Raw genomic sequence first — 21,662 nt, 5'->3', positions numbered from 1 at the left:
TTTAAAGGTGTTATTCGTTAAAAGATGTTGGGTTAGGCTTAGTAACCTAAATAATTTACACTTGAACGGCTGGCTTTGACATCGTTATGAAACTGCTTATCCATATCGTCCATCTCTAAGTGTTTTTGAGAATTCTCGATTGGATTTTGTGCATCACCCGTAGCATCAGCAGGCTGTTTTGGCGGTGTGCCTGTTGTTTTTTCTAAGCGACTATTCAAATCAGCGATTGTTTGAGCATCAGTAGCACGAGCTTGTTTTTCTGTTTCTAATGCAGATTCAAGCGAGATTACTTTGTCAACAAATCCTTGTTTTTCAAGCCCGTAAGTAGATTTGAAGTTTTCTAACTCCGAAATGTCCTTAATTGCTTGCTCATCCATTTCGGGTGTGGATGTCCCTGCCGATTTGCTGAGCGTCCAGCCTAATAAGCTAATGTTCTTCATTGTATTGTTTGGTTTTGAATTTGAAACTGGTGGAGTTTTAGTAGGTGTAGAGCTACTATTTGCGGGTAGGTTATCGTTAGCGATTCCGTCAATTATTTGCTTAATGCTAAGGATTCCGTCAGCCATGCCGTTTTTGATGGCGATTTCTGCGGTTACTGTTGCTCCCTTAATCATCTCACGATTAATACTTGGGCGATTTGTCGTAACATCATCAACAAAGTGTTGTCCAATCGGGTTAATTAGGTGGTCTTTGAGTAGTTGAGGTTTGCCGTTGAGGGCTTCGGAGAATTCACGGTTTTTGTCTGGAGTCATGTCAGAAGTAACCGTAATTTCTTGATATCCGATTCTCTTATCAATAGCTGAACTGTTGACACCTTCCCACTTCGTACCCATGCAGCCAAATACGCTTGAGCGTGAATTGGCATAGATAGCATCAGCAAAAACGGCAATATGATAGCCTGCTGAACAAGCCATATCGACTGAAGCATAGGTTTTTTTGCCTTTTGATTTGTAGAACTTGATAGCGTCGATTACTGAGGCGACCGAATTACTGTAACCACCGCCTGTCTCAAACTCAAGGATTAGGGCAACATTTTTTGAGTCGTTTGCCAATCTAATGATTGTATCACTCACCCAGTCCATTCCCCAAACCGCTACATCATTGTTGCGATTGAAGATATTACCACGTTGAACAGGACCTCTAACAGGTACGATGTCGATGGAATTCAATACCTTATCAATACTGTCAGCCTTTTCACCTTCTGTATTAGTATCGCCTACCGTGATGATTTCAGAGTGAACGTCAACAGCCTTATTGGAAAGTTGAATCTTTCCGTGTAAGATGTCCAGATAGTTTTCTGCAACCGCTGGGTTAATGTCTAAGATGCCTGTATTCATGCTCCAAAATTTCAATATGATTTTGGGCTATTAAAGGACAAAAAAAAGCCTGTCCGTTTCGGGACAGGCTTTTCAGAATTTCAAAAACTACACAATGGCTACGATAACAATTTGGTCGTCAACTGCAAGGTTGTAGTCAATTACCGACTTGTTCCAAAACAATTTTGCCCCGCCCAAATTGGCAGTTACGGCAGTAGCTCCGTTGTCTTTGCTGAAGTAAGCCGCTTTCGTTTTTGCTCCCCACAACACGAATTCACCGTTTACTTGCAATGAAGTAATGTGTTTTACGTTAGCAGGAACAACGTCGTCTGAGGCTGCATCACCATCATTTGCGGTTGCTTTTCCTAACAATACTACGGGTACAACACCTGAAACTTTGGCTTCTTCAAGGGCAAGTAAACGACCATCTTGCTCTGAATTTTTAGTTTCAATAGCATCAATTTTGTTTTCGCTTGTTTGGGTACGACCCGCTAAGGCATTAACAGAAGCTTGAGTAGCTTTTTCATCTAATGCAATTTCAGCATCAGAAACTCGCTTAGCTAAGTCATTAACCGCTGTTTGGTCTGCTTTAGCATCAATTAACGGCTTGATGTATTCAAGCAAGTATTGGTCAAACAGTGATTTTAAGGGTACTGTACGTTCAGTTCCGTCAGTTTCTGTAATGACAATATCAAACGAGTTTGGGGCAATCGCCGCCGACTGTACGTGTACATCTGGTCCTACAAGCGTCGATAAGTCTAAGGTCTTATTAACGGTATTTCCTGAAGCATCGGTAAAGGGAATCGTAGCTACCTTACCTGTTAGGCTTGGTTGTCCAATCTGAATACCCGCTACCTGTCCGTCAAGCGTAGTTAAATGATTTTTAAATAGGGTGTGAATAGCATCAAGACCCTGAATTTGTTTGAATTTGGTTAATCCGTTTAACATTACAATGTTAGATTAATTGTGAAACAATATATTCTATCGCCACATAGTCAGTGCTTTCTAATGCAAATAAATCATTGTCCCAAATAATCTTCGACTTGTTGTGTAGTAGGATATAACTACCTTCATAATAGCGTTCAGCATTAATGATAAGGGCGGTTATTCCTCTCACGTTCACCCCTGTGGGTATGTCAAATTCGTTTTGTCCATGCCTATTTACAAGCAAGCTATGTCTTAGTAGCTTGCTGCAAATTTCTTGTCCTGAATCGGTCATCAAAAGGACACTATCCCCGTCTATGCGGTAACTCAATGACGAGTTATTGGTCTGATTATTAACAGGAATTGTTACGGTTTCTTTGAGGACTTGCTGAGGACTCCAATTGGTGCCTTGCACCCGATAGAATATATAATAAGAGCCTTCAGCAAGTCCTTCAAAAATATGACTCCTTTGGGCGTAATTGGGTGCTACAAGCCTGTTTAGTGATATACCAAACTCGTAATTATCAGGCGGTGGCACTGCTTGCCCCGCCTGATTAAGCACCTGTACTATGATTTTTCCTGTCATGGAATTGTGTAAGCTGGTGAAACTGTATTGATATTTGTTTTGTCACGAATGAAGAAATACGGACGAGCGTTATTCACAATATCTAACTGTAATACCAATCCGTCAGCCCAATTTTTTACGTCGGCTGGATTGGTGGTATTCCCTGAACCTACCTGAATATTAGCTGAATTGACCGTACAATAATTGCGTACAATAATGGTGTAAATTCGGGTATCTGGAGTAGGTGTAGGCGTTGGTGGAGTAGGCGTTGGCGTTGGCGTTGTTGGAGCTGCCTGCTCTGTGGTTTGCACGTCCTCCCAGTCGGTCACTAAGGGGTCACTTGTGGCACTGGTCGTAACGATTACCTGACTTGACTCTGCACTGTCGTTTACGCCCGTTTTCTGCCCAATAAACGTATAAGTTCCTGCTTTCAAGATTTTATATACTCCTGTGTTTAGGGTATAATCACCGTCTGAAAGTGGTATGATATTGCCGTTTTTGAGAATATTAACATTGCTATAACCTGCTGAAGTCTGGTTAGTAATCGTCAGGGTTCCGCCTTCAATTAGGTTATTAACTGAGGGTGTGGGTACATCTAATACAGGGCGTGTTTGTAACACATTGACAAGCATCGGTGTACTATCCGTGTAATTCGCTTTTTGTTGCGAAATGGTGAAGTAATTAACTGCGAGGAATTTGACCCGATACCCGCCCGTAATGGCTTGTAATGAATAGTCGGTGTTTAGGGTTGCATCTGTACCATCAGACTTTCTGATATGAATGCTTGCCCCTTCCGAAATACCCGTAACGTTCATTTCTTCACCAACGTAATAGGCTCCTGTATTGCTTGCTATTACTCTTGAGTAAGTTAGTTCTGGTAATTTGTTGCTATTGTCTTGCGTAACGACGACATTAACAGAAAAAGGCGATACTGTGCCATTGCGTGTATATTTTGCCTTGAGTGTCAACCCTCCAAGATTCGCCAAACCTACTGATACCTGCCCTGCATTGCTGGCGATTGCCTCGCTTGCATGAGAAAATGGCACATCTATTGAATCATTGGCGATGAGCGTAAGCACGTCGCCCGCTTGCATTCCCGAAAATACGACTGATTCGGTATTTAGTGCTGCCGTTTTGTTGGGGATTGGACTTGTTAGGTCTGTGCCTTCAGTGCCTCCAGATTGGGAAATATAAGGCAAATATGGAATGTAAGACGATACATCTACCTTACCGTCAGACGTTTGCCAATTTTTCTTGTTGGCAATCAACAATCCTGTATTTAGTCCTGTTGTAATATCCTTATAGCCAATTTGTTGGAAATAGGTTTTGTTGCTTGGAATTGTATTTCCGTCCAAATCTGTACCTCCAGTAATACTATTTTCACCTACTAAGGTATAGAGTGCCGTGTTTGATGTGCCATAATTGAAGGTTTCGACGGTCAAATTCGGGTATTGGCTCGACGATATACCCAGAAAAATATACGAGTGTCCTGAAGTAATATTTTGGCGACCATTGGCAAGCTCTGTAACAGTATAGTTATTGGCTGGGTCATAGAAAAACACTACGGTATTGATATAGCTTTCGGTAATATTTGGGTTAATCACCTCAATGTCATAAGTACCATCTGGCAAATCATAGATATTATTTGTGACACCCGATGCTTCGGGTTTCGCTACGTATTCAGCGAAAAAAGTACCATTTTGCCAAACTCTCACGATGTGAGGGCATAAGCCCCCACCATCATTTTGTGCGTTATTTACGGTTAAGTTCATTAGTTTGCTGTACCTGTTGAGGCGTTAAGGTCTAATAATCCAAAAATATAATCCTTGTCAGAATTTGGAATCTGACTTTTTGCCGTGTCTTTATAGGCGGGATTGGTAGTCTCCCACATTTCGTTAGTAATATTCACGTAGTGATATAAGCCATTTCGTTTAATGCGGAGCTTACAGGCTGTTTTTTCTGTATTCTCGTTTCTATGAAGGTAGAAAAACCAGATACCGTTTGATGATAATGCTTGAAACTGCGTAATACTGGTTTGAGACATGATATAATCAGTGCCTTTCTTAGACTCCCATGTTACGCCATTATCGTAAGATATTTCAGAGGTCCAGAGCTTAAAGTCCATCTGGTCGAACAAGTCCACAAAACTGACTGTACCTACGCTCGTAACGATGTCCTGATTAATCATTTTTGCCCCTTGAAAAATAGCATTTATCCCATCAAGGTCTTTATTTTCACTGTTTCTATCCCAATGATAATAATATGAACCACCCATAGCGGTCATCATAAACTGCCCTAACACGGTTCGTCTATTATGATGCAAAGATTTGAGGGCTAAATTGTCAATATAATCGCCATGTTTTCCCCAAGTGGTTAGTCCTATATTGTTACGGTCGGCAAGTGCTTTGGTGAGCGTAAACATAGCATTTTGGGGGTAATTTTTCCTTAAATGCCATTTTCTCACCTCAACGCCGTACATCGTGTGAGCGATGGGGTGTTCTGCGTTTCGATTAACTCCAAATTTGTTGGTCTGACGGGTTAAATTTGGGTTGTCATTGTCATAATGAATGGTTTCGCCCTGTCTGAAGACTGCACTTGCCGAGCTACTGATTTCTGAACTCTCAGCAGCATTAGGATAGTTTGTTAGGTTTTTTTGACTGATTCCCTTTGATGGAATATCAACTTTGATAGTTTGATTCCAGAGGGCATTAATGACATTGTTGGCATCTGTGGTAGAAGAACCATCAATGTTGATTCTTGTGGCGGAGTATCCGCCTGTGATATAATCGATGGGGTAATGGCTCAGCGTAGGGTATGCTATAGTAATAGATTGTCCGTACATATCTACTGCTAATCCTACTACGTTTTCAGCCATACCAATCACCAATGGAATTTCCTGGTCTCGCCCATGCTCGCCATTTTCTACATCCGTGATTACTAATCCAAGATTCGTTTTATTGCCTTCATTATCGCCATAACCTAAGGTAGCCGAACGAGTATATCCATGCCCAAGGTCATAGAGCTGGTCATTGGTTATATTCCCGAAATCATTTACTGTTCCACCATCTCCAAAAGCTTTGTAATGAAAAGGAATTGCCGAAACAAAATCGTTTACACCTTTGGCACATTCAGGGTCTTTTCCAGTTGTCCAAGCTTGTCCAGTACTGGGGTCGTTATAGTATATCCAATCAACGCATTTTACTTGTCCTGCTCCTCCAAAAACTGGAATATGGTCAATAGCGAATGCAATACCCACATCATACCATCGTTTGCCGTTATTGGCAAAATTGTCTAATTTATGATGCCATACAATTGGGTATTTTGGCATCTTCCTTGTAGCATCGTAGTCCTTTAATTTTACGGGGATATTACCAAAAAGGTGCGGGCTAAACTTATCAGTTTGCGTTTCAACAGGGACTGTTTTTAGCGTGTTTGTGAAGGCAAAAAACGGTGTATTAGGAGTAGTAGAGCTACCGCCGCCTTCATTTACAGGCGAAGCCCCTACCGTAATGGCGTTGGAAGCTCCAGAGGTTACCCCGCCAACTGTACATTTTGCCGTGTAAACACTTCCTTGAGTAGGATAGCTAATAGTGTATGGCGATGATGCAGAAGAAACAGAGCTTCCTGTATAAATCGTTACCGTTCCTGAGCAACCCGTTACGGTAAGTGTAACCGTCGAATTAGCAACAACGCTACTCGGATTAGCCGTTAATGTTGGTGCTGGAACAGTGTTACTACCTGTGAATTTGAAGTAGTTGAGCGTAGCAATTTGACGGTCTGCAAGCTGTTTTGTACCCGATGCGTTCCAATGCAAACCGTCCGCTTGCAAGGGTAAATCATAGCCCGTTACGGCAAAATTGAGAGCTGTATTTTCAGCGACGATTTCATCAATTGCCCCGTTACAAAATGCGTCAAAAGGGCTTTGGAACTTGGTGAAGCATATTTTTGTGTTTGCTCCTACGATATTCCTAATCTTGCCAATAAAGGTTTTGGTAGCTGCTTTGTAGTAGGGTGTTCCCGAAAGATTAGGAAAATGCCCGGGGTCGGTTAGGGTTGGTGCGTTGGCGTTATTAATACCCAAAGAATACATTACTGTAAAAATTGGATTCTTATTCATCGCTGTAAGTGCAACCTTAGCAGAATCTATGCGGTTTTTCAGCGTGCTGAAATATCCACCTACAATATCATCATTATATTCTCCGATTTTTGCACCGCCCTGAGCAGTCTTAATAATATATATCGTAGAAAATGGTATCGTTCCTGCATCTATGGCGTTGGCAATGGGTAATTCCCAGCCCCATGTAGAACCAGGGGCTTGGTCATGTTCTCCAAAGTTGTTATTATTTGGGATATTCAGCGTTTCAAAAACTCGAGTTTTATTATTCCAGATTTTTACCTTGCTTCTTAGTCCTAATTCAGCGGTTAAGGCAGTAGAAGCAAGGTTTTTTGAACCTGCGTTAGATTCTCCGACTAATACAATAACAGGTACGTCTTCAATAACTGGAGTAGGGGTAATACTTCCGTATTTCACGTTTGAAACTACGGCTGTTTGTGCGGTGGATAGGCTCGAACCTGTAATGAAATTTTGGCTAATGTTGGTCCAGCCCGTAAAGGCATTCGGTATCGTTACCCATTTGGTAAAGCTCGGATTGGCTAATCCTTCAGCATCTTTTGAGTAGTAACAAACGAAGTCATTATTGTCTTTTACGACCTTCAAATATCCAGGGAATTTAATCGCCATTTTTACCACCGTCATAAGTGGTTGATTGGCCGTCAGTTTGGTCAAACATCTTAGCGTATCGTTCTGAAATACAAGCATTACCGATGGTAAACCACCGTCTGTTTTTGCACTTGATTCGTTCCTAATGGCAAGCCCTGTAAAGCTCTTTGAGGAATTTGTTAGGGAACGAACATAACCTTGCAAATAGAAACTGCCTGTTAGTTGATTTTTGTAACGTCTTAGCTGTGAGCCGTCTTTTAAACCGCCCAAATTACCCGAACCTTTGAGGGTAATTACCCCGTTTGAGACGCTTACGGGGCTTTGTGAGTGTATTTGATTTGCCGTAATGAAGGCAAATAAATACAAGAGAATTTTAAATAGTTTTTTCATTTTATGTGATTTTTTTTTCTTCTCGAAATCGGTAATTCAGTACCATTTTGCATGATTACAGAGTCTTCGAGAAGGGTTTTGATTTTCTGACTATTGACTAAATATTTACGGTGTATTCGGATAAAATACGGAGGTAATTGTTTTTGATAGAATAATACACATCTTGCATTTACTATCTTTCTTTGCTCCGTGTATATCGTCGAATATGTCCCGTCGCCAGCGATGTAAACAATACTATTTACATCCACTGGCTGATGAGCTACTTGGATTTTCATTCAAAAGCCAATTTCCCAGTTGGCGTAAAATGCAACTTTCCACCTGTTTCAGACTTCAGATAATGGCAAGAAACCTCTGTGGAAATGGTGATGGAATCATGGGCGACCACCACGGTATCTTGCCCAGTGGGGATACAGTTACAGTCCCAAGTTTGGGCATTTGCCCAATCACCAATTTTTTGACTGGTGATTTTTTGGGGCGTTGGCAAAAGCAGTAATAATAATGGCAAAATGCCGAAATATCGTATCATTGTATTATGGGTTATAAGTTTTGAGAAAAACACTGTTGGCATCGCTGACTCTCAATTTTTTCAAGGCTTCACTATCAAAATCAAGGCTATCTTCAAACAAAGTCGTTTCAAAAATGGTGGCTTCAAAGTATTTCTTTCCTGCCTTTTTGCGTCCAGAATACAGCTCATTGTATTCCTTAAACTTTTCCAAATCCTTTTTGAAAGATTGGGCAATGGCAAGGTCTAAGGTTCTCAATAAAATACTTTCGAGGGTTTTCAATCCCCAAACGTCACGGATTACGCTTGATGACGAATTGATGATAATCAACTTATCAGGATTGCAATTGAGTACCGATTTGATTGGTGAAATCGTCACTACTCCACCATCCGCACCATTGATGACGTTCCCCCATTTGGTAGTGAATTTCTGAGGTTCCATAATGACAGGCTGTGAGCATGAAGCCATAATGCACCTGATATAATCCTCATTGGTTTCAAAATCATTTTGCGTATAAGTTTTATACTCGCCTGTATTTAAGTCTGTTATGCCAATATGAAATATGATTCCTGTGGCTTTTGCCTTCTCCAGACTGATATATTTTAGCAGCAGTTCATGCAATGGCTCAATGTCCAGAATGTATCGTCTGCCTAAAATTCTGTTTTTGAAGCCTTGCCATTTGGTCATTTTGCCATTGTACACGTCCTTGTTTTTGATTTGCTCAAACATCTCAAAAAGTATCTTCCAATCTCCCTGAGCCATCATTGCTCCGATGATTGAGCCTACCGAAACACCCGATATGTACTTGATTTTTGAGAAGTCGAAACCACCTGCAAAAAGGCGTTTCAATATCTGTACGGCAAACAAGCCTCTTGCACCACCACCCGATAGTACAATGCCGTATTCTTGTGGATTTCCTTTTGATTTCATCGTTCAATTGTCAGAGCATGGCACACCCATGAGCGAAAAGTATTTGCACCTGAAAGATTTTTTGCACTTCATTTTTTCTTCGACCTGCTCCACTTCTTTGAGCATTGATTCAATCATCGCTTTGTTTGCTTTTACCCTAAATATTTCAGAGTCTTTCGCTTCTGACCATTCGATGATTGACCCTCCGTAATATTGCTGCTCAACGTAGTTAATGACCTTCATCGGGATATTTTGAAATCTCATTTCGGCGGTGCTACTATCGCTTTGAGCTTCAATAAACTGCGAAATCTGTTTGAGATTGTCGTAAATGCTTGATTGAACAGAATCAGGATAAGAATTTAAGTATCTGATAATACCTGTTTTTAGCATGGTTGCCTCACTGACATTTAGAGGGGGCATTTGCACAAAAACTTGATTGTCTTGTGCCATTGTTTGCGTGCATAGGATGAAGGCAAACAAGAAGGAAATAAGGATTTTCATTATTGCTTTGTGTATTTAATTGTTAAAAAAATTGCTTTTTGGGTACAGCCTTCACACTCATAATCTTTCACGACTATGTGCTTATTGGCGGTGTCAAAGGTGTAAGTACCTGGTTGAGTATGTTGGTAATTGTTGGCATCGGTAAACACCTTTCGGGCATCTACATCGTAGAGGTGGTCTATACCTGCTAATACGGTTTGGTCTTCTGGAGTGGTTTCTACGTATATTTTTTTCAGAAAAACGGGTTTACTTTTGTAAGTAAACATCGTTGCTTCTTCTGGCGATGTGGCTAAAATCTCGAATAGCTCAAAGGTCTTGACGGTGTTTACGCTCGTGCCTTTTGGCTTGATGGATACGCTCTTGCCGTCCTTACTGACGGTTATCTGGGCATTGTTGACCTTCGTATTGATAAGGTCAATAATTTGGTTGAGGGAATTACGGAGCAATGAGGGCGTAATTTTTCGCTCGCTGTTATCGGGCAAACTGACATCAATGTATTGCCTTACGGTGCTGTCTGTTACCTGTGCCTTTGTGATGCTGGAGGTAAGCAGGAAAAGAAAAATCAATAGTTTTTTCATGGATTTTTATGATTGAAGGATTAAGTAAATGCGTTGGTGAAGCCGTCCGTGAAGCTGGTTTTTTTGAGTTCTACGATGCTGTCAATTGCCAATATGCAGGCGGGTTGAGTAGTATTACCTTGTCCAGAGCCAAAGCCACCGCCGAACCCATCATCGTAGGCACTCACTATTTTTTCCTCGATGCTCGCAATTATTAAGGTGCAAGTAGCCGTTTGCTTCTGCTCGGTAACGTTCTTGATTTCGAGGGTACAGGTATTCGTTACCTTTTTCTCGGTAACACTATCAATGGCAAGGGTGCAAGCATCCGTTAATTTTTGTTCGGTAATGCTCTTGATTTCGAGGGTACAGGTATTCGTTACCTTTTTCTCGGTAACGGTATCAATGGCAAGGGTGCAAGCATCTGTTACTTTTTGTTCGGTAATGCTCTTGATTTCGAGGGTACAGGCAACAATTTTAGTTTCGGTAATACGCTCAATTTCGAGAATACAGCTACACTTGATGTACTTTTCGGCTCTGATGGTAGCCTCTAAATCGTTATAGATGTTTTCAGCAAAAAAAAAGATTAAGCCATTTGGCACATTGAAAAAGGTATTATTGGCTTCTTGCCAATTGATTACAGACATTACATCGTCTGTAAGGGAATACCCAAATCTGAACAACATCGGGTAGTCTATGTCTATATCTACACGGGTTGTCATTATTGATATTCTGTTTTGGTAGTGAATACTAAGGCTTCTGATTCCTGAGCAATAGCAGGTAACGACGGTTCTTTGGCATTGCAGTCAACTATAATGCTCTTGATAGTATTGTTGCTAAGTCCTTGAAGGTTATCAATCAGGATAGTTCTTGTGAAGGTTAATTCATATCTATTGATTTGCCCAAAATCAGCCGTACCGATGTAGGTGTAGGTAATAAAAAATGGGTTGAGCCTTCTCACAAAGCCGTTATTGTTGGTTATTTCAAGCACAAACCGACGGTGACGAACTTTCTTTTCATACCAATCCTTGAAATCCTTTGGGTCGGTATCGGTTTCGTGAATGGTCTTGAAAGCATACTTTTCGTCCACGCCATAGTCAGCCACTGAGGATTCAGCTTTATAGTCGCCCGTAAATTTGTCGCTGTATTGATAATCAGCAATCCAATTTTCGAGTTTCAAGAATACAATACGCTCCAGCTCTGTTTCAGACTTCAACTGTTGTTGTACAATATCCTTACTATAAGCTATGCGTAAACGAGAAAACCCGCCCAAATGTGGGAGGGAGTCACAGAGATATAGAGGGGTGTTTGTACTGTTAGTCATTCAAAGATTCTATCAGTTCGTACAAATCCAAATTCGGATTTAGACGGTATCGTCGATAGTTCCTAAGCAAAGTTTCTAACATAATGTCATCATCTGAAAGGCGGAGTTTTTGCATATACTCCAGAGCAAAACCTTTGATTTCCTGTGAATCAATGGTGAGTAGCTCTTTGGCAAGTACCCGTAGATTCATGTAATTGAAAAAGTCTTGATAGAAGAAATCTCGGATAATGCGATTGAAGCTTGTAATAACGATGACGGTTTCAGGTCCTTTCAGACAGAGCCGAAGCCATTGGACGGCTGAACACTTAAATGTGATTTTGGATGAATACTTAATAACAGGTGTGGTATCTTCCTGTTTTTGATTAATAACAATCAACTTTTTGGGCTTAACAAGGGGAATTTTGGTTTTAGTGGACTCATGACCATCACGGAATTTCCGTTGGGCTAAATAAATCATGAAGAAAAGAGAATGGCGACCTATCTTGATATTATCAGGATGTTTTGACCTGATGAATTTCTCATTTACAGGTGTAACAGCGACTTCAATTAGCATAATTTCAGCGGACACAGTGCGGACGTTTTTTGTCGAAAAAACAGAAAAACAGAGCGGACACAGTGCGGACGTTTTTTATTGAAAAAATATTAAAAAATTGAAGAAAGTATTATGATGAGAGTAAATTTGAAGTGATGTAAAAGTAAGAATATAATTGTTGAGTGCAAAAAAAATCCTCTGAATTATTCAGAGGATTTTGGTATTAGCTTGCTTTCTTCATTTCGAAGAACATATTCTTCTGTTTCTTGAGGTCGTGCAGGATTCTTGACGGCATCATTCGTGAATAGGTTGACATTTGTTTCATCGTCGAGTGTCCCATCATCGCCATGATGGTGCGGGTGTCTTGCATGGCTTCGTTTTCCATCATCGAACAAAACGTGTCTCTGAAGTCCTGCGTTGAGAGGTCGTATCCTAAGGTTTCGGCGTGCAGTCCCGTAAATGCTCCTAACAATTTCAATTGCTCATTGATATCCTTGTTATCGGGGCGAGGCAATTTCTCGATTGAACCATATTTTGCAATTATCTTTTCGGTTTCAGGGAGCAATGGCGGCAACGACCAGATTCCTGTTTTGTGTCGCTGTTTTTTGAATCCCTCCTTAAAAATATGTTTTGAAGTCAGCTCTTGATAATCTATATAGCTGAACCCCGTGAATATCAGAAATACGGCAATATCACGAGCGACCTCAACACTTTTGATTTTGCAATCAATAATCTTTTGTCGTTGTTCTGGAAGTAAGTAGTGAGGCTCTTTTGGTTGGTCGTACTCAAGGTTTAGTTTGCCAATGGGCATGTGCGAAAGGTAATCTTTATTAACGGCATAGTCTAAGGTTTGTCTGATAAGGGTTACGTGTTTATTGGTGTAGTTTTTACAGAACTTCTCTGAACCATCTTCGTTATACTGCTCTCGCATCCAGTCCTCAAAATTCTCGATTAGGCTATATCTGATTTTATCAATCTTAATATCCATCGTTTTAGTGAAGCGAAGAAACTCCAAGATATTATTTTTTCGGGAAATATAATTCTTGATAGTGTTCTTTGCCATCTTCTTGCGTTTCTTTTGGTTGATAAGTTCGTCGAGAATATCAACGAATTTTTCAGGAGCTTGTACCTTTCGGGCATCACGTACTTTCTGCGAACTGGGGTCATAGTGTTCCCTAAGCATTCTATACGTTATGTTTTCGGGAGTGTTCATCAGGTGCAGCACTTCCATAATGTCTAAGTAAGTACGCTCTAATTTTTTGAGGCAACGATTAATGTTTGCGGCTGTATAGTAGGAGGGAGTTACCCACTCGCCATTTGGGGCGGGAATATTATTGTAGTTCCACCATGCAAGCAAGGGTACACGGTGTTCTGTCGAAAATGGCGTGTCTCGTTTAAGACCTTCAATTTCGAGCTGACAATAGATAGAAAGATTGATGGCGGGATTTTGGCACTTTTCAGCACCTCTTAAAAAGAAGTGTACTTTAAGCATTTTCCGCTTTTTTGAGTGTACATTGATTGTGATTTAAGATGAAAAATAATGTTAAAAGCCTTACATCTATCAATCAATGTACCTATATTGATTTTTTTTAGGTTTGAAATTTTTAATCTTATCTTAATGCAGTGTGTTTTGTTCGCTAAATATTTGGTTTCTATGCAGTTATTTAGCCAGAAAAATATTGAGAAAAACTTTAAATTTTTCGCATTTATGGGGGATTAGTTGGTTTTTGGCTGTTTTTTATGAAGTAAATAATGATATACATTTTGATTGCCAATGGTAATAACGTAGGCATTCACAAATTCATATCCTGCTTTACTCATAAAATTTAGGGCATCAATAACAGAGTTGAATACCATTTTTTTACCTGTTTCATCTTTAAGTTGCGTATCATCATTTGTCCATATACTATTCTCTTGCCCAAAATCAAGTTGAATTGTGAGTTTGGTACTCATGAATTTAGAAGTTGCCAAAACTTGCATATATTCCACATCAATATCTTTAATGGGTTTATCATTGACTGTTTGAGCATTTGAAGCATAAGCCGCTAATAGCAATAAAGCTGAGGTAATTATTTTTTTCATAATTAAGGGGGTTGTTAAAATGTAAAAATGTATTTTTGGTGAAAAATTATACAATTATTTTTCACCAAAAAGTTTAGAAATCATGTCAGAAACTACAGAACGCCCAAAATTATCACATAAAGAGGAAATTGAACTTCGCAAATTTGCTTTACAAAATAGTAAAGTTTTTAACGTCCATAGTTGTGGATTAGTAGAGGATTTACCTTCTGCTGAAAAAACATTTAATTTTTTGGCGTATGGTGAAATTCCTAAATCAGACGCCTAAAATATCAAGGTAAGGATTATAATTATAATCGGGATTATTCCTTGTAATTTCAATAAGATTATATCCTTTGAGATAAACGGCTCCGCCATCAAAGAAAGCTCTACCTCGTAAAGGGTTAGGGCTTTTACAGTCTTCTTTTTTTCCGATAGAGATGCGATATGCTTTTTTATTTTCAATAAAATAGACACACTCGCCTTCGTCTGGGATGCTTGCTAATTGAAATTCATGGAAGATAGTTTCCGAATTGGTAGTACAGGAGATGATTACTTTAATCATTTTGGTAGAAATTAGTTGTTTTTTGTGTAAAACCAACAATCAAAACCGCACCAAAAACCTGTTAGCAAGCCCAAATATAGCTGTTAGCGGAACTGTTTTTAGTATTGTTCTTTTTGTAAGCCACTGGTAATCAGTGTAAAAAGCAAAAAGAGATACTAAAATTAGTATCTCCTAAGCATCTTTTGTAGTCCGTACGGGAATCGAACCCGTGTTTCATCCGTGAAAGGGACGTGTCCTAACCCCTAGACGAACGGACCATTTGGGTTAATGTGAACTTGTTAAGTTTTTGTTTCTCTTATCTTGTTCGTTTTTCGTGATGCAAAGGTACGGTGATTTTTTTAAAACGCAAACGCTTTTTAAGAAAAAAATGCAAAAAAATAATAAAAAAAAGTGAAGCTATTGATTATCAAAAGGTTGTGGTGTTAACTTTTTATTAACTTTTTTTATATTTTTTCAATGACTATCTAAACGTTTTTTTTGTATCTGAATATATTCTAATTTTAAGGTAGAATAGTGCCATTTAATTAAATAAAAGATTTTCCGTTGATATATGAAAAAAGCAAATACCACATCGTTGTCCTCAAAAGCAGCATGGTCAGATATTCAAAATGATAAGGATTTACTAAAAGATTTTGAAATAAGTGTTTTGCCACCTTATATGAATACTTGCCGTTGGTTTGCGGGTAAGGCACGCTTGCAAGAAAAATTTACTATTAAGTTCTCGATGGAAATTCCGATAAGAGATTCTATTGCACTTTTATTTATTGTAGAGGTTAAGTATGCGGATGGAGAAAGTGAAACTTACCTTCTTCCTGTTTCATTTATTGATTCTACTAACAGCCAAGAAATTTCCCCAAAAGGTATCATCACTTTGGCATACATTAATGAAAAACGGGGATTGGTCGTTGATGCTATTTATGATGAACGTTTTCAACAGGCTCTTTTTCATCATTTAGCCCATGCCGAGGATATTGTTCAACAAGAACATGGTAAGGTTGAATTTAATCGTGGCAAAGGGCTTTCGGGGGAAGATATCAATGCTTCAATTTCATCAAGAGTTTTGCCTGTTGATTCTTCTAATTCAGCAATGACTTTCAACGATAAGTATTTTTTAAAGCTCTATCGTAAATTATTTGAGGAAACTAATCCAGAAGTGGACATGGTCGAGTTTATTACGGAAAATTCAGATTTTGCCTATATTCCAGCTTTTGCAGGGAGTGTAGTATGGAAAAGGGACGGCAAGCCTGATATTACGTTAGGTATGATGCAGCGAATGGTTGAAAATAAAGCTGATAGTTGGGTGCAGACGGGCGAACAGCTTAACTCTTTTGTAGATGCTTTTACCGATAAAACTTTTGCGATTAAAGAGGAGGTTTTTGAACAGGTTGAGCTTTTGGCACAAAGAACTGCTGAAATGCACTTGGCTTTGTTCGCTCCAGAAGCTGATGCAATGTTTGCTCCCGAGCAGTTTAATGATGATTACCGCCAATTTATTCATAAACGATTATCAGATTTATTAGAGAGAAGGTATAATCTTTTGATTGATAATTATACGAAGATTTTTGATCCAGTTACTCAAAAATTAGCATGGGATTTTATGGAAGCTAAAGAGTTGATTGATGAATTTGCAAAGGATATTTTGACCAGAGAAATTGACTCGCAACGAATTAGAATACATGGAGATTATCATTTAGGGCAGGTTTTAGCAACTCAAAATGATTATATTATTATTGATTTTGAAGGAGAACCCGAAAGCTCAATTACCGACCGAAAAATTAAACACTCTCCTTTAAAGGATGTTGCGGGAATGATTAGAAGTTATCATTACGCCATTTCTGCAAAAATGTTTAATGACCCTGATACCGCTAAGTTTGACCCAATACGAGTACAAACTGCTGCTGACCGTTGGTATAAATTGATTCAGCAAACGTATATGGAGAAATATTTGGATACCTTCGGTAATCCTCATCCATTGTTTAAGAATAATAATGAGATTAACTTTTTGATGTTAATTTATTTACTGGAAAAAGCCGTTTATGAGTTGGGATACGAAATTAGTTATCGTCCAGATTGGGTAAAGATACCTTTGAAGGGAATTGTAAATGTTATTCGAGAGATTGAGAAATTAAGAATGTAGAATAGGTAGTAGGGATGAGCAATGAGATAGTATTTACTATTCGTATTTTACCTTATAATTCATGCCTACTGCCTCATTTCTATTATCTAAGTTCTGAAAGAGTGGGTAATATTAAATCTTTTTCAGAAACGATTGGATTGTCAATACCCCAATCGATATTCAGAGCAGGGTCATTATATAAAATTCCAGATTCAGCACCTTTGTTCCAAAAGTCGGTACATTTATAGACAAAAATGGTTTCCTCAAGGGCTACAAATCCATGTGCAAAACCTACTGGAACAAAAAGCATATTACCGATAGCGGAATCTAAAATAAATTTAGCGTGTTGACCAAAAGTAGGTGAATCTTTACGAATATCAACTACCACGTCCATCACTTTCCCTGTCATACATCTTACTAATTTTCCCTGACCGTTTGGTTCATATTGAAAATGTAATCCACGAATCACGTCTTTCTTTGACCACGAATAATTGTCTTGGACAAAGTCATGAGGAATACCATTCGCCGTAAAAAGAGTTTTATTATAAGATTCATAAAAATGACCTCTTTCATCGGCAAATTTTGTAGGAATACACTCAATTAAGCCTTTTATTTCGTGGGGTTGGAATTGCATCGGGGATAAATAATGATTTTTGAATTGATAATCTTTTGTTTTTGACTACTAAGAGATTAATATTGTCCACGAAATTAATCTTAATCCAAAGATTAAGCAAATAAAGGTTTTCAATTTTCGATATAATATTTCGATTTTGAGAATCATAAGTTTTCAAATCACCGTAATATATTTATACGATTGTCGAATTCCTAATCTCGAACATCGAAAAAAGCAATGACTAAAGCTCAATTATTTGACCAAATCAAACAAAAAAAATCATATCTCTGCGTAGGTTTAGATACTGATATTCAGAAAATTCCACAACATTTATTAGTTGAAAAAGACCCAATTTTTGAGTTTAATCGCCAGATTATTGACGCTACTCATCAATTTGCGGTAGCCTATAAACCTAATATCGCTTTTTATGAAGCAATGGGAGCAAAGGGTTGGGAGAGTCTCCAAAAAACAATGGAGTATATCCCCAAAGAATGTTTTACTATTGCCGACGCAAAACGTGGTGATATTGGAAATACTTCAGGTTTATATGCAAGAGCTTTTTTTGACAAAAACTCGTCGGGACTTGATTTTGACTCTGTAACGGTTGCTCCATATATGGGGGCAGATTCAGTTACGCCATTTCTTGATTTTCCTAATAAATGGGTTATTCTATTGGCTCTTACCTCAAATACAGGTAGTAAAGATTTTCAAAATTTACGTTTAGAAGATAATAAACAACTTTTTGAGGAGGTAATTAGAAAGTCGCAAGAATGGGCAACTGACGAGCAATTGATGTATGTAGTAGGTGCAACAAAGGCAGATATGCTCACGCACATACGTACTTTAGCTCCTGAACACTTTTTGTTAGTACCAGGTGTTGGAGCTCAGGGTGGAAGTTTGGAAGAAGTTTCAAAGTATGGTATGAATGCTAATTGTGGATTATTAGTTAATTCTTCAAGAGGAATTATTTATGCTTCGACGGATAAAGATTTTGCCCAAAAGGCAGGGGAGGAAGCTCAGAAAGTACAAGTTGAGATGGAAAAATATTTGAATTTATATTTGTCTTAAACACACACAAATTAAATGGAATTAACACCTGACGTAAAAATAGCTCCTGCCCCTTGGCATTTAACAGGCAATGCTTACATGATGATTTATAAATTCTCAAAAGAATTTGTAGAAAAACAAGGATTTTTGTCTCATTATCAGAGAGATAGATTTTTGGGTTATGTTGGTACAGTTATGTTAATTGACTATAAAACGTCGGGTGTTGGGGCATATCAGGAGTTATTATTTATTCCGGGAATGTTCACTTTTGATTGGAAGAAAGTATTTTCTATTTCTAAAATTTACGTTTCGAGTCGAGATAGTGTTTATAATGGAATCCAAAATTGGGGAATTCCGAAAGAATATGCAGATTTTGAGTGGAAGCAAAATGTAGATGGAACAGAAGAGATTTCTGTAAAATTAGAAGGGGAGGCATTTTTTAATGCTAAGTTCTCAAAAGGTTTTATTCCATTTCCGCTGACTACTTCTATTTTACCTTTAACGATTGTTCAGAAGCTACATAAAGATTTATTCATCACAAATCCGACTGTTAAAGGGAGAGCCGTATTGTCTAAATTAAAATCGGTAGAAATTGATGAAAATCTTTTTCCAGATATTTCTAATGCGTCACCTTTATTGACGATAAAGGTCGAAAACTTTGAAATGACGTTTCATGAGCCAGTTGTGAAGAAAAACTATTTTGTAACTGATTAGCGTTTTTAGCCCCCTATTCATTCCATGCAGATTATCAATAAAAATATCATTGTTACAGGAGCTGCGTCTGGAATTGGGAAAGCTTTGTTAAATCAACTAATCAGTTTTGATGGTGTTAATATAATAGCCGTTGATTTACATCAAATAGAGGTTTCTTCCGATAAAATAACGACTTTTATTTGTGATTTATCACAACAAACAGAAATTGACCGACTTTTTGATTTTGCTTTAACGCAGTTTAAAACGATTGATATTTTTATTGCCAATGCAGGATTTGGGTATTACGAAGAAGTTTCAAAGCCTGATTGGCAACGAATAGAAAGTATTTTTCAAGTAAATGTATTTTCACCGATATATTCTTTTCAAAAAATGAAAGAGCTAAATGTTGGTCGAGAATATTTTGTCATGATAACTTCTTCTGCTATGGCGAAGTTAGCCATTCCAGGTTATGCTCTTTATGGAGCTACCAAAGCAGCCCTTGATAGGTTTGAAGATGCTTATCGTTTTGAGAATCAGGACTTAGGTCGTCTTTCTTTGATTTATCCTATTGCTACAAAAACTAACTTCTTTAAATCTTCAACTCATTTCTCAAATTTTAATATTCCTATCCCTTTTCCTGCTCAGATGCCTAAAGACGTTGCCAATGCAATGATAAAAGGTATTCTTGAAAACAAAACTCACATTTTTCCTTCCAAATTATTCCAAATAGGCAGATTCCTTCAAAAATTATTTGAAATTATCGTTTTACCGTATCAATATTTTTATGGTAAAAAATTGAAAAAGTGGCTTAACGCAAAAAAATAAAAAATATTTTTTTGCCATTTTTTGCCATCACTTTTATGTTGATTGAAAAAAAAGTACGACAAGCGACATAAAAGAATGATGCCATTTTCTCGAAAAAATTACATTAAAAATCTTGTTACTTGCGGTGTGACTTTCTTTTAGAGTTGCCGTTATAATTACGGATACAGAATAATACAACAAACTTATTGAAGAAGAAAAGACTTCTGAAATAAGCTTAGAATTAAGAGGAAATGTTTTTGGCGGAAAGCGTTTCTAATTAATTCTAACATTTATAGAGTGTTAACAAAGAGATTATTTACAGTGAGTGGCGGCTCATTTGTGAAAATCGTAATTTGTCTAAGAAGTTTATAAGTAGATTAGCTATCGGGATAACCCGAACCCTTAAAAATGACCCCAAAGATGAAAATCTTTGGGGTTTTCTTTTATTTGGCATGAAACTTGACAAATGGTAATTTTGAGAATTCGTACTTTCAAAGTGCTAATCCTTATTTCAAGGATTTTTTTCTTCTAAAAGCCTTTTTTCTGTAACTCTCAGATTTTTAAAAACTTCCATATTTTTATGTCTTGCTTTTAAGTAAAAAACCTTTTTTGGCATAATATTTGAAGTATTTCTATTACTCAGCAACATTCCGCCAGATGTTAGGATGAGAAAAACTTTGTGCCTGTCTAAGTGGCCTTGCATATTTTTCTTCTTTGTTTTAAATCCTTATAACTTTCTTGGCATTTGTTCCAACTGGTTCAATATGAATCATTGTGTCGCTGTTGTTCGATTGAATATCAGAATAATAGTGTAAAGATATTTGAATACGTAAAGCCGCCATTTTACTTATTCACCTTTGGAGCGTAGTCCGCCAACTACGTTTCTGTTCTGGTAACTGAGCCGCCACTTAGTTGCCTCTTTAAATCAATAATTTTTAACCATTTTTCCGCCAAGTAACATGAGACAAGATTCCAACAATTCATTGCATTAACGCAGGACTGGAGGAGTGTTGTCTTTTTGTATTTACAAGACATTTTAGAGAGTTTTAATAGTTTATTAAATAAAAGACATTCAAGCCGTAGAGCTTGCGGGTTTTCCCGAAAGATAACTACTTAGGCGGATTGCGTAAAGGCTCGGAGCTATGCACTGAGTCTTTATTTTTTTATATAGCTATATGGGAAGTGATAAAAAACTATCTCAGAAGGAGAAAATTTAGTGTGAAGTTTTATATAGGAATCTTGAAATATTACAACAAACTATTTTCGTTAATCTTAATGGTTTATCTGCGATTGTAATAATTTATATTACTTGAATGACATTTTTGGTGTTAAAATAGTGTTTAAAAGTGATTTTTTGAAGGGTAAACGCCTAAAGTGAAAAATTCGCATTAGATTTTTGATGCTTTTGATGCTTAATTCTTTTTTCGTGTAATTCTTGGAAAAATTATAAGTTAAATGTTTTTTAACTTCTGAATGTATGTTAATTTTGTAGAGTCAAACAACGAAATTATGGCGGTAATGAAGTTGC

General features: G+C 37.9%; 23 protein-coding genes and 1 tRNA gene. 5 read left to right on the top strand and 19 right to left on the bottom strand.

The features are described from left to right. Window positions 1–38: 38 nt before the first annotated feature. From VB796_RS06515 to VB796_RS06445, 15 genes are all read right to left on the bottom strand, one after another. Entirely contained in the window at window positions 39–1,337 is a 1,299-nt protein-coding gene (locus tag VB796_RS06515; RefSeq protein WP_323345709.1) for a S49 family peptidase, read from the bottom strand. Between the two features lie 87 nt (window positions 1,338–1,424). Further along, on the bottom strand, window positions 1,425–2,264 hold the full coding sequence (locus VB796_RS06510; protein WP_323345708.1) for a hypothetical protein: 840 nt from the start codon (window positions 2,262–2,264) through the stop codon (window positions 1,425–1,427). Window positions 2,265–2,271: 7 nt separating this feature from the next. Beyond that, a complete protein-coding gene (locus VB796_RS06505) occupies window positions 2,272–2,802 on the bottom strand; it encodes a hypothetical protein (protein WP_323345707.1) in 531 nt (176 codons plus the stop codon). A 20-nt stretch (window positions 2,803–2,822) separates the two neighbouring features. After that, a complete protein-coding gene (locus VB796_RS06500; RefSeq protein WP_323345706.1) occupies window positions 2,823–4,577 on the bottom strand; it encodes a hypothetical protein in 1,755 nt (584 codons plus the stop codon). Further along, the gene (locus tag VB796_RS06495; RefSeq protein ID WP_323345705.1) at window positions 4,577–7,915 is read right to left on the bottom strand and encodes a hypothetical protein; all 3,339 of its coding nucleotides are present in this window, start codon (window positions 7,913–7,915) and stop codon (window positions 4,577–4,579) included. Before VB796_RS06495 ends, VB796_RS06500 begins: the two co-directional genes overlap by 1 nt. Then, window positions 7,912–8,190: a LytTR family DNA-binding domain-containing protein gene (locus VB796_RS06490; RefSeq protein WP_323345704.1), complete on the bottom strand. Its 279-nt coding sequence runs from the start codon at window positions 8,188–8,190 to the stop codon at window positions 7,912–7,914. Before VB796_RS06490 ends, VB796_RS06495 begins: the two co-directional genes overlap by 4 nt. Continuing rightward, complete coding sequence (locus VB796_RS06485; protein WP_323345703.1) at window positions 8,187–8,441, bottom strand: hypothetical protein; 255 nt, start codon at window positions 8,439–8,441, stop codon at window positions 8,187–8,189. Before VB796_RS06485 ends, VB796_RS06490 begins: the two co-directional genes overlap by 4 nt. Window positions 8,442–8,445: 4 nt before the next feature. After that, complete coding sequence (locus VB796_RS06480; protein ID WP_323345702.1) at window positions 8,446–9,348, bottom strand: patatin-like phospholipase family protein; 903 nt, start codon at window positions 9,346–9,348, stop codon at window positions 8,446–8,448. Window positions 9,349–9,351: 3 nt separating this feature from the next. Further along, window positions 9,352–9,777: a hypothetical protein gene (locus VB796_RS06475; RefSeq protein WP_323345701.1), complete on the bottom strand. Its 426-nt coding sequence runs from the start codon at window positions 9,775–9,777 to the stop codon at window positions 9,352–9,354. 50 nt (window positions 9,778–9,827) lie between these two features. Continuing rightward, window positions 9,828–10,406: a hypothetical protein gene (locus tag VB796_RS06470; RefSeq protein WP_323345700.1), complete on the bottom strand. Its 579-nt coding sequence runs from the start codon at window positions 10,404–10,406 to the stop codon at window positions 9,828–9,830. A gap of 20 nt (window positions 10,407–10,426) precedes the next feature. Further along, window positions 10,427–11,104: a hypothetical protein gene (locus VB796_RS06465; RefSeq protein WP_323345699.1), complete on the bottom strand. Its 678-nt coding sequence runs from the start codon at window positions 11,102–11,104 to the stop codon at window positions 10,427–10,429. Next, on the bottom strand, window positions 11,104–11,706 hold the full coding sequence (locus VB796_RS06460) for a hypothetical protein (RefSeq protein ID WP_323345698.1): 603 nt from the start codon (window positions 11,704–11,706) through the stop codon (window positions 11,104–11,106). Before VB796_RS06460 ends, VB796_RS06465 begins: the two co-directional genes overlap by 1 nt. Then, window positions 11,699–12,259: a hypothetical protein gene (locus VB796_RS06455; protein WP_323345697.1), complete on the bottom strand. Its 561-nt coding sequence runs from the start codon at window positions 12,257–12,259 to the stop codon at window positions 11,699–11,701. Before VB796_RS06455 ends, VB796_RS06460 begins: the two co-directional genes overlap by 8 nt. Before the next feature lie 202 nt (window positions 12,260–12,461). Beyond that, window positions 12,462–13,730 (bottom strand): site-specific integrase, encoded by a 1,269-nt coding sequence (locus VB796_RS06450; protein ID WP_323345696.1) that lies wholly within the window; start codon window positions 13,728–13,730, stop codon window positions 12,462–12,464. A 224-nt stretch (window positions 13,731–13,954) separates the two neighbouring features. Further along, window positions 13,955–14,320, bottom strand: a complete 366-nt coding sequence (locus VB796_RS06445) for a hypothetical protein (protein ID WP_323345695.1) — start codon at window positions 14,318–14,320, stop codon at window positions 13,955–13,957. An 82-nt stretch (window positions 14,321–14,402) separates the two neighbouring features. Between VB796_RS06445 and VB796_RS06440 the strand changes: the two genes are divergently transcribed. Next, window positions 14,403–14,585 (top strand): hypothetical protein, encoded by a 183-nt coding sequence (locus VB796_RS06440; RefSeq protein ID WP_323345694.1) that lies wholly within the window; start codon window positions 14,403–14,405, stop codon window positions 14,583–14,585. Here the strand turns inward: VB796_RS06440 and VB796_RS06435 are convergent. Continuing rightward, window positions 14,574–14,861 carry a hypothetical protein gene (locus tag VB796_RS06435; RefSeq protein ID WP_323345693.1) on the bottom strand — a complete coding sequence of 96 codons (288 nt, stop codon included), beginning with the start codon at window positions 14,859–14,861 and terminating at the stop codon, window positions 14,574–14,576. The two genes, VB796_RS06440 and VB796_RS06435, sit on opposite strands and share 12 nt — an antisense overlap. A 185-nt stretch (window positions 14,862–15,046) precedes the next feature. Then, window positions 15,047–15,118, bottom strand: a tRNA-Glu gene (locus VB796_RS06430). A gap of 293 nt (window positions 15,119–15,411) precedes the next feature. Between VB796_RS06430 and VB796_RS06425 the strand changes: the two genes are divergently transcribed. Next, a complete protein-coding gene (locus tag VB796_RS06425; protein WP_323345692.1) occupies window positions 15,412–16,998 on the top strand; it encodes a putative maltokinase in 1,587 nt (528 codons plus the stop codon). 82 nt (window positions 16,999–17,080) lie between these two features. Here VB796_RS06425 and rfbC read toward each other — a convergent pair whose 3' ends face one another. Next, the gene (gene rfbC, locus VB796_RS06420; protein ID WP_323345691.1) at window positions 17,081–17,611 is read right to left on the bottom strand and encodes a dTDP-4-dehydrorhamnose 3,5-epimerase; all 531 of its coding nucleotides are present in this window, start codon (window positions 17,609–17,611) and stop codon (window positions 17,081–17,083) included. Window positions 17,612–17,827: 216 nt separating this feature from the next. On the opposite strand from rfbC, the gene pyrF reads away from it, so the two are divergent. From pyrF to VB796_RS06405, 3 genes are read left to right on the top strand one after another with little or no spacing between them, the layout of a single operon-like run. Continuing rightward, a complete protein-coding gene (gene pyrF, locus VB796_RS06415; protein WP_323345690.1) occupies window positions 17,828–18,658 on the top strand; it encodes an orotidine-5'-phosphate decarboxylase in 831 nt (276 codons plus the stop codon). A 15-nt stretch (window positions 18,659–18,673) separates the two neighbouring features. Continuing rightward, on the top strand, window positions 18,674–19,351 hold the full coding sequence (locus VB796_RS06410) for a hypothetical protein (protein ID WP_323345689.1): 678 nt from the start codon (window positions 18,674–18,676) through the stop codon (window positions 19,349–19,351). Between the two features lie 24 nt (window positions 19,352–19,375). Continuing rightward, window positions 19,376–20,155, top strand: a complete 780-nt coding sequence (locus VB796_RS06405; RefSeq protein WP_323345688.1) for an SDR family NAD(P)-dependent oxidoreductase — start codon at window positions 19,376–19,378, stop codon at window positions 20,153–20,155. Window positions 20,156–20,645: 490 nt separating this feature from the next. Here the strand turns inward: VB796_RS06405 and VB796_RS06400 are convergent, their stop codons facing one another. Continuing rightward, a complete protein-coding gene (locus tag VB796_RS06400; protein ID WP_323345687.1) occupies window positions 20,646–20,837 on the bottom strand; it encodes a hypothetical protein in 192 nt (63 codons plus the stop codon). Between the last annotated feature and the right edge of the window lie 825 nt (window positions 20,838–21,662).

Origin of the sequence: Arcicella sp. LKC2W (assembly GCF_034931005.1) — a bacterium.
Lineage (GTDB): Bacteria > Bacteroidota > Bacteroidia > Cytophagales > Spirosomataceae > Arcicella.
The sequence above is the reverse complement of the archived record's forward strand: the minus strand, read 5'-3'. Positions and strand labels throughout refer to the sequence as shown.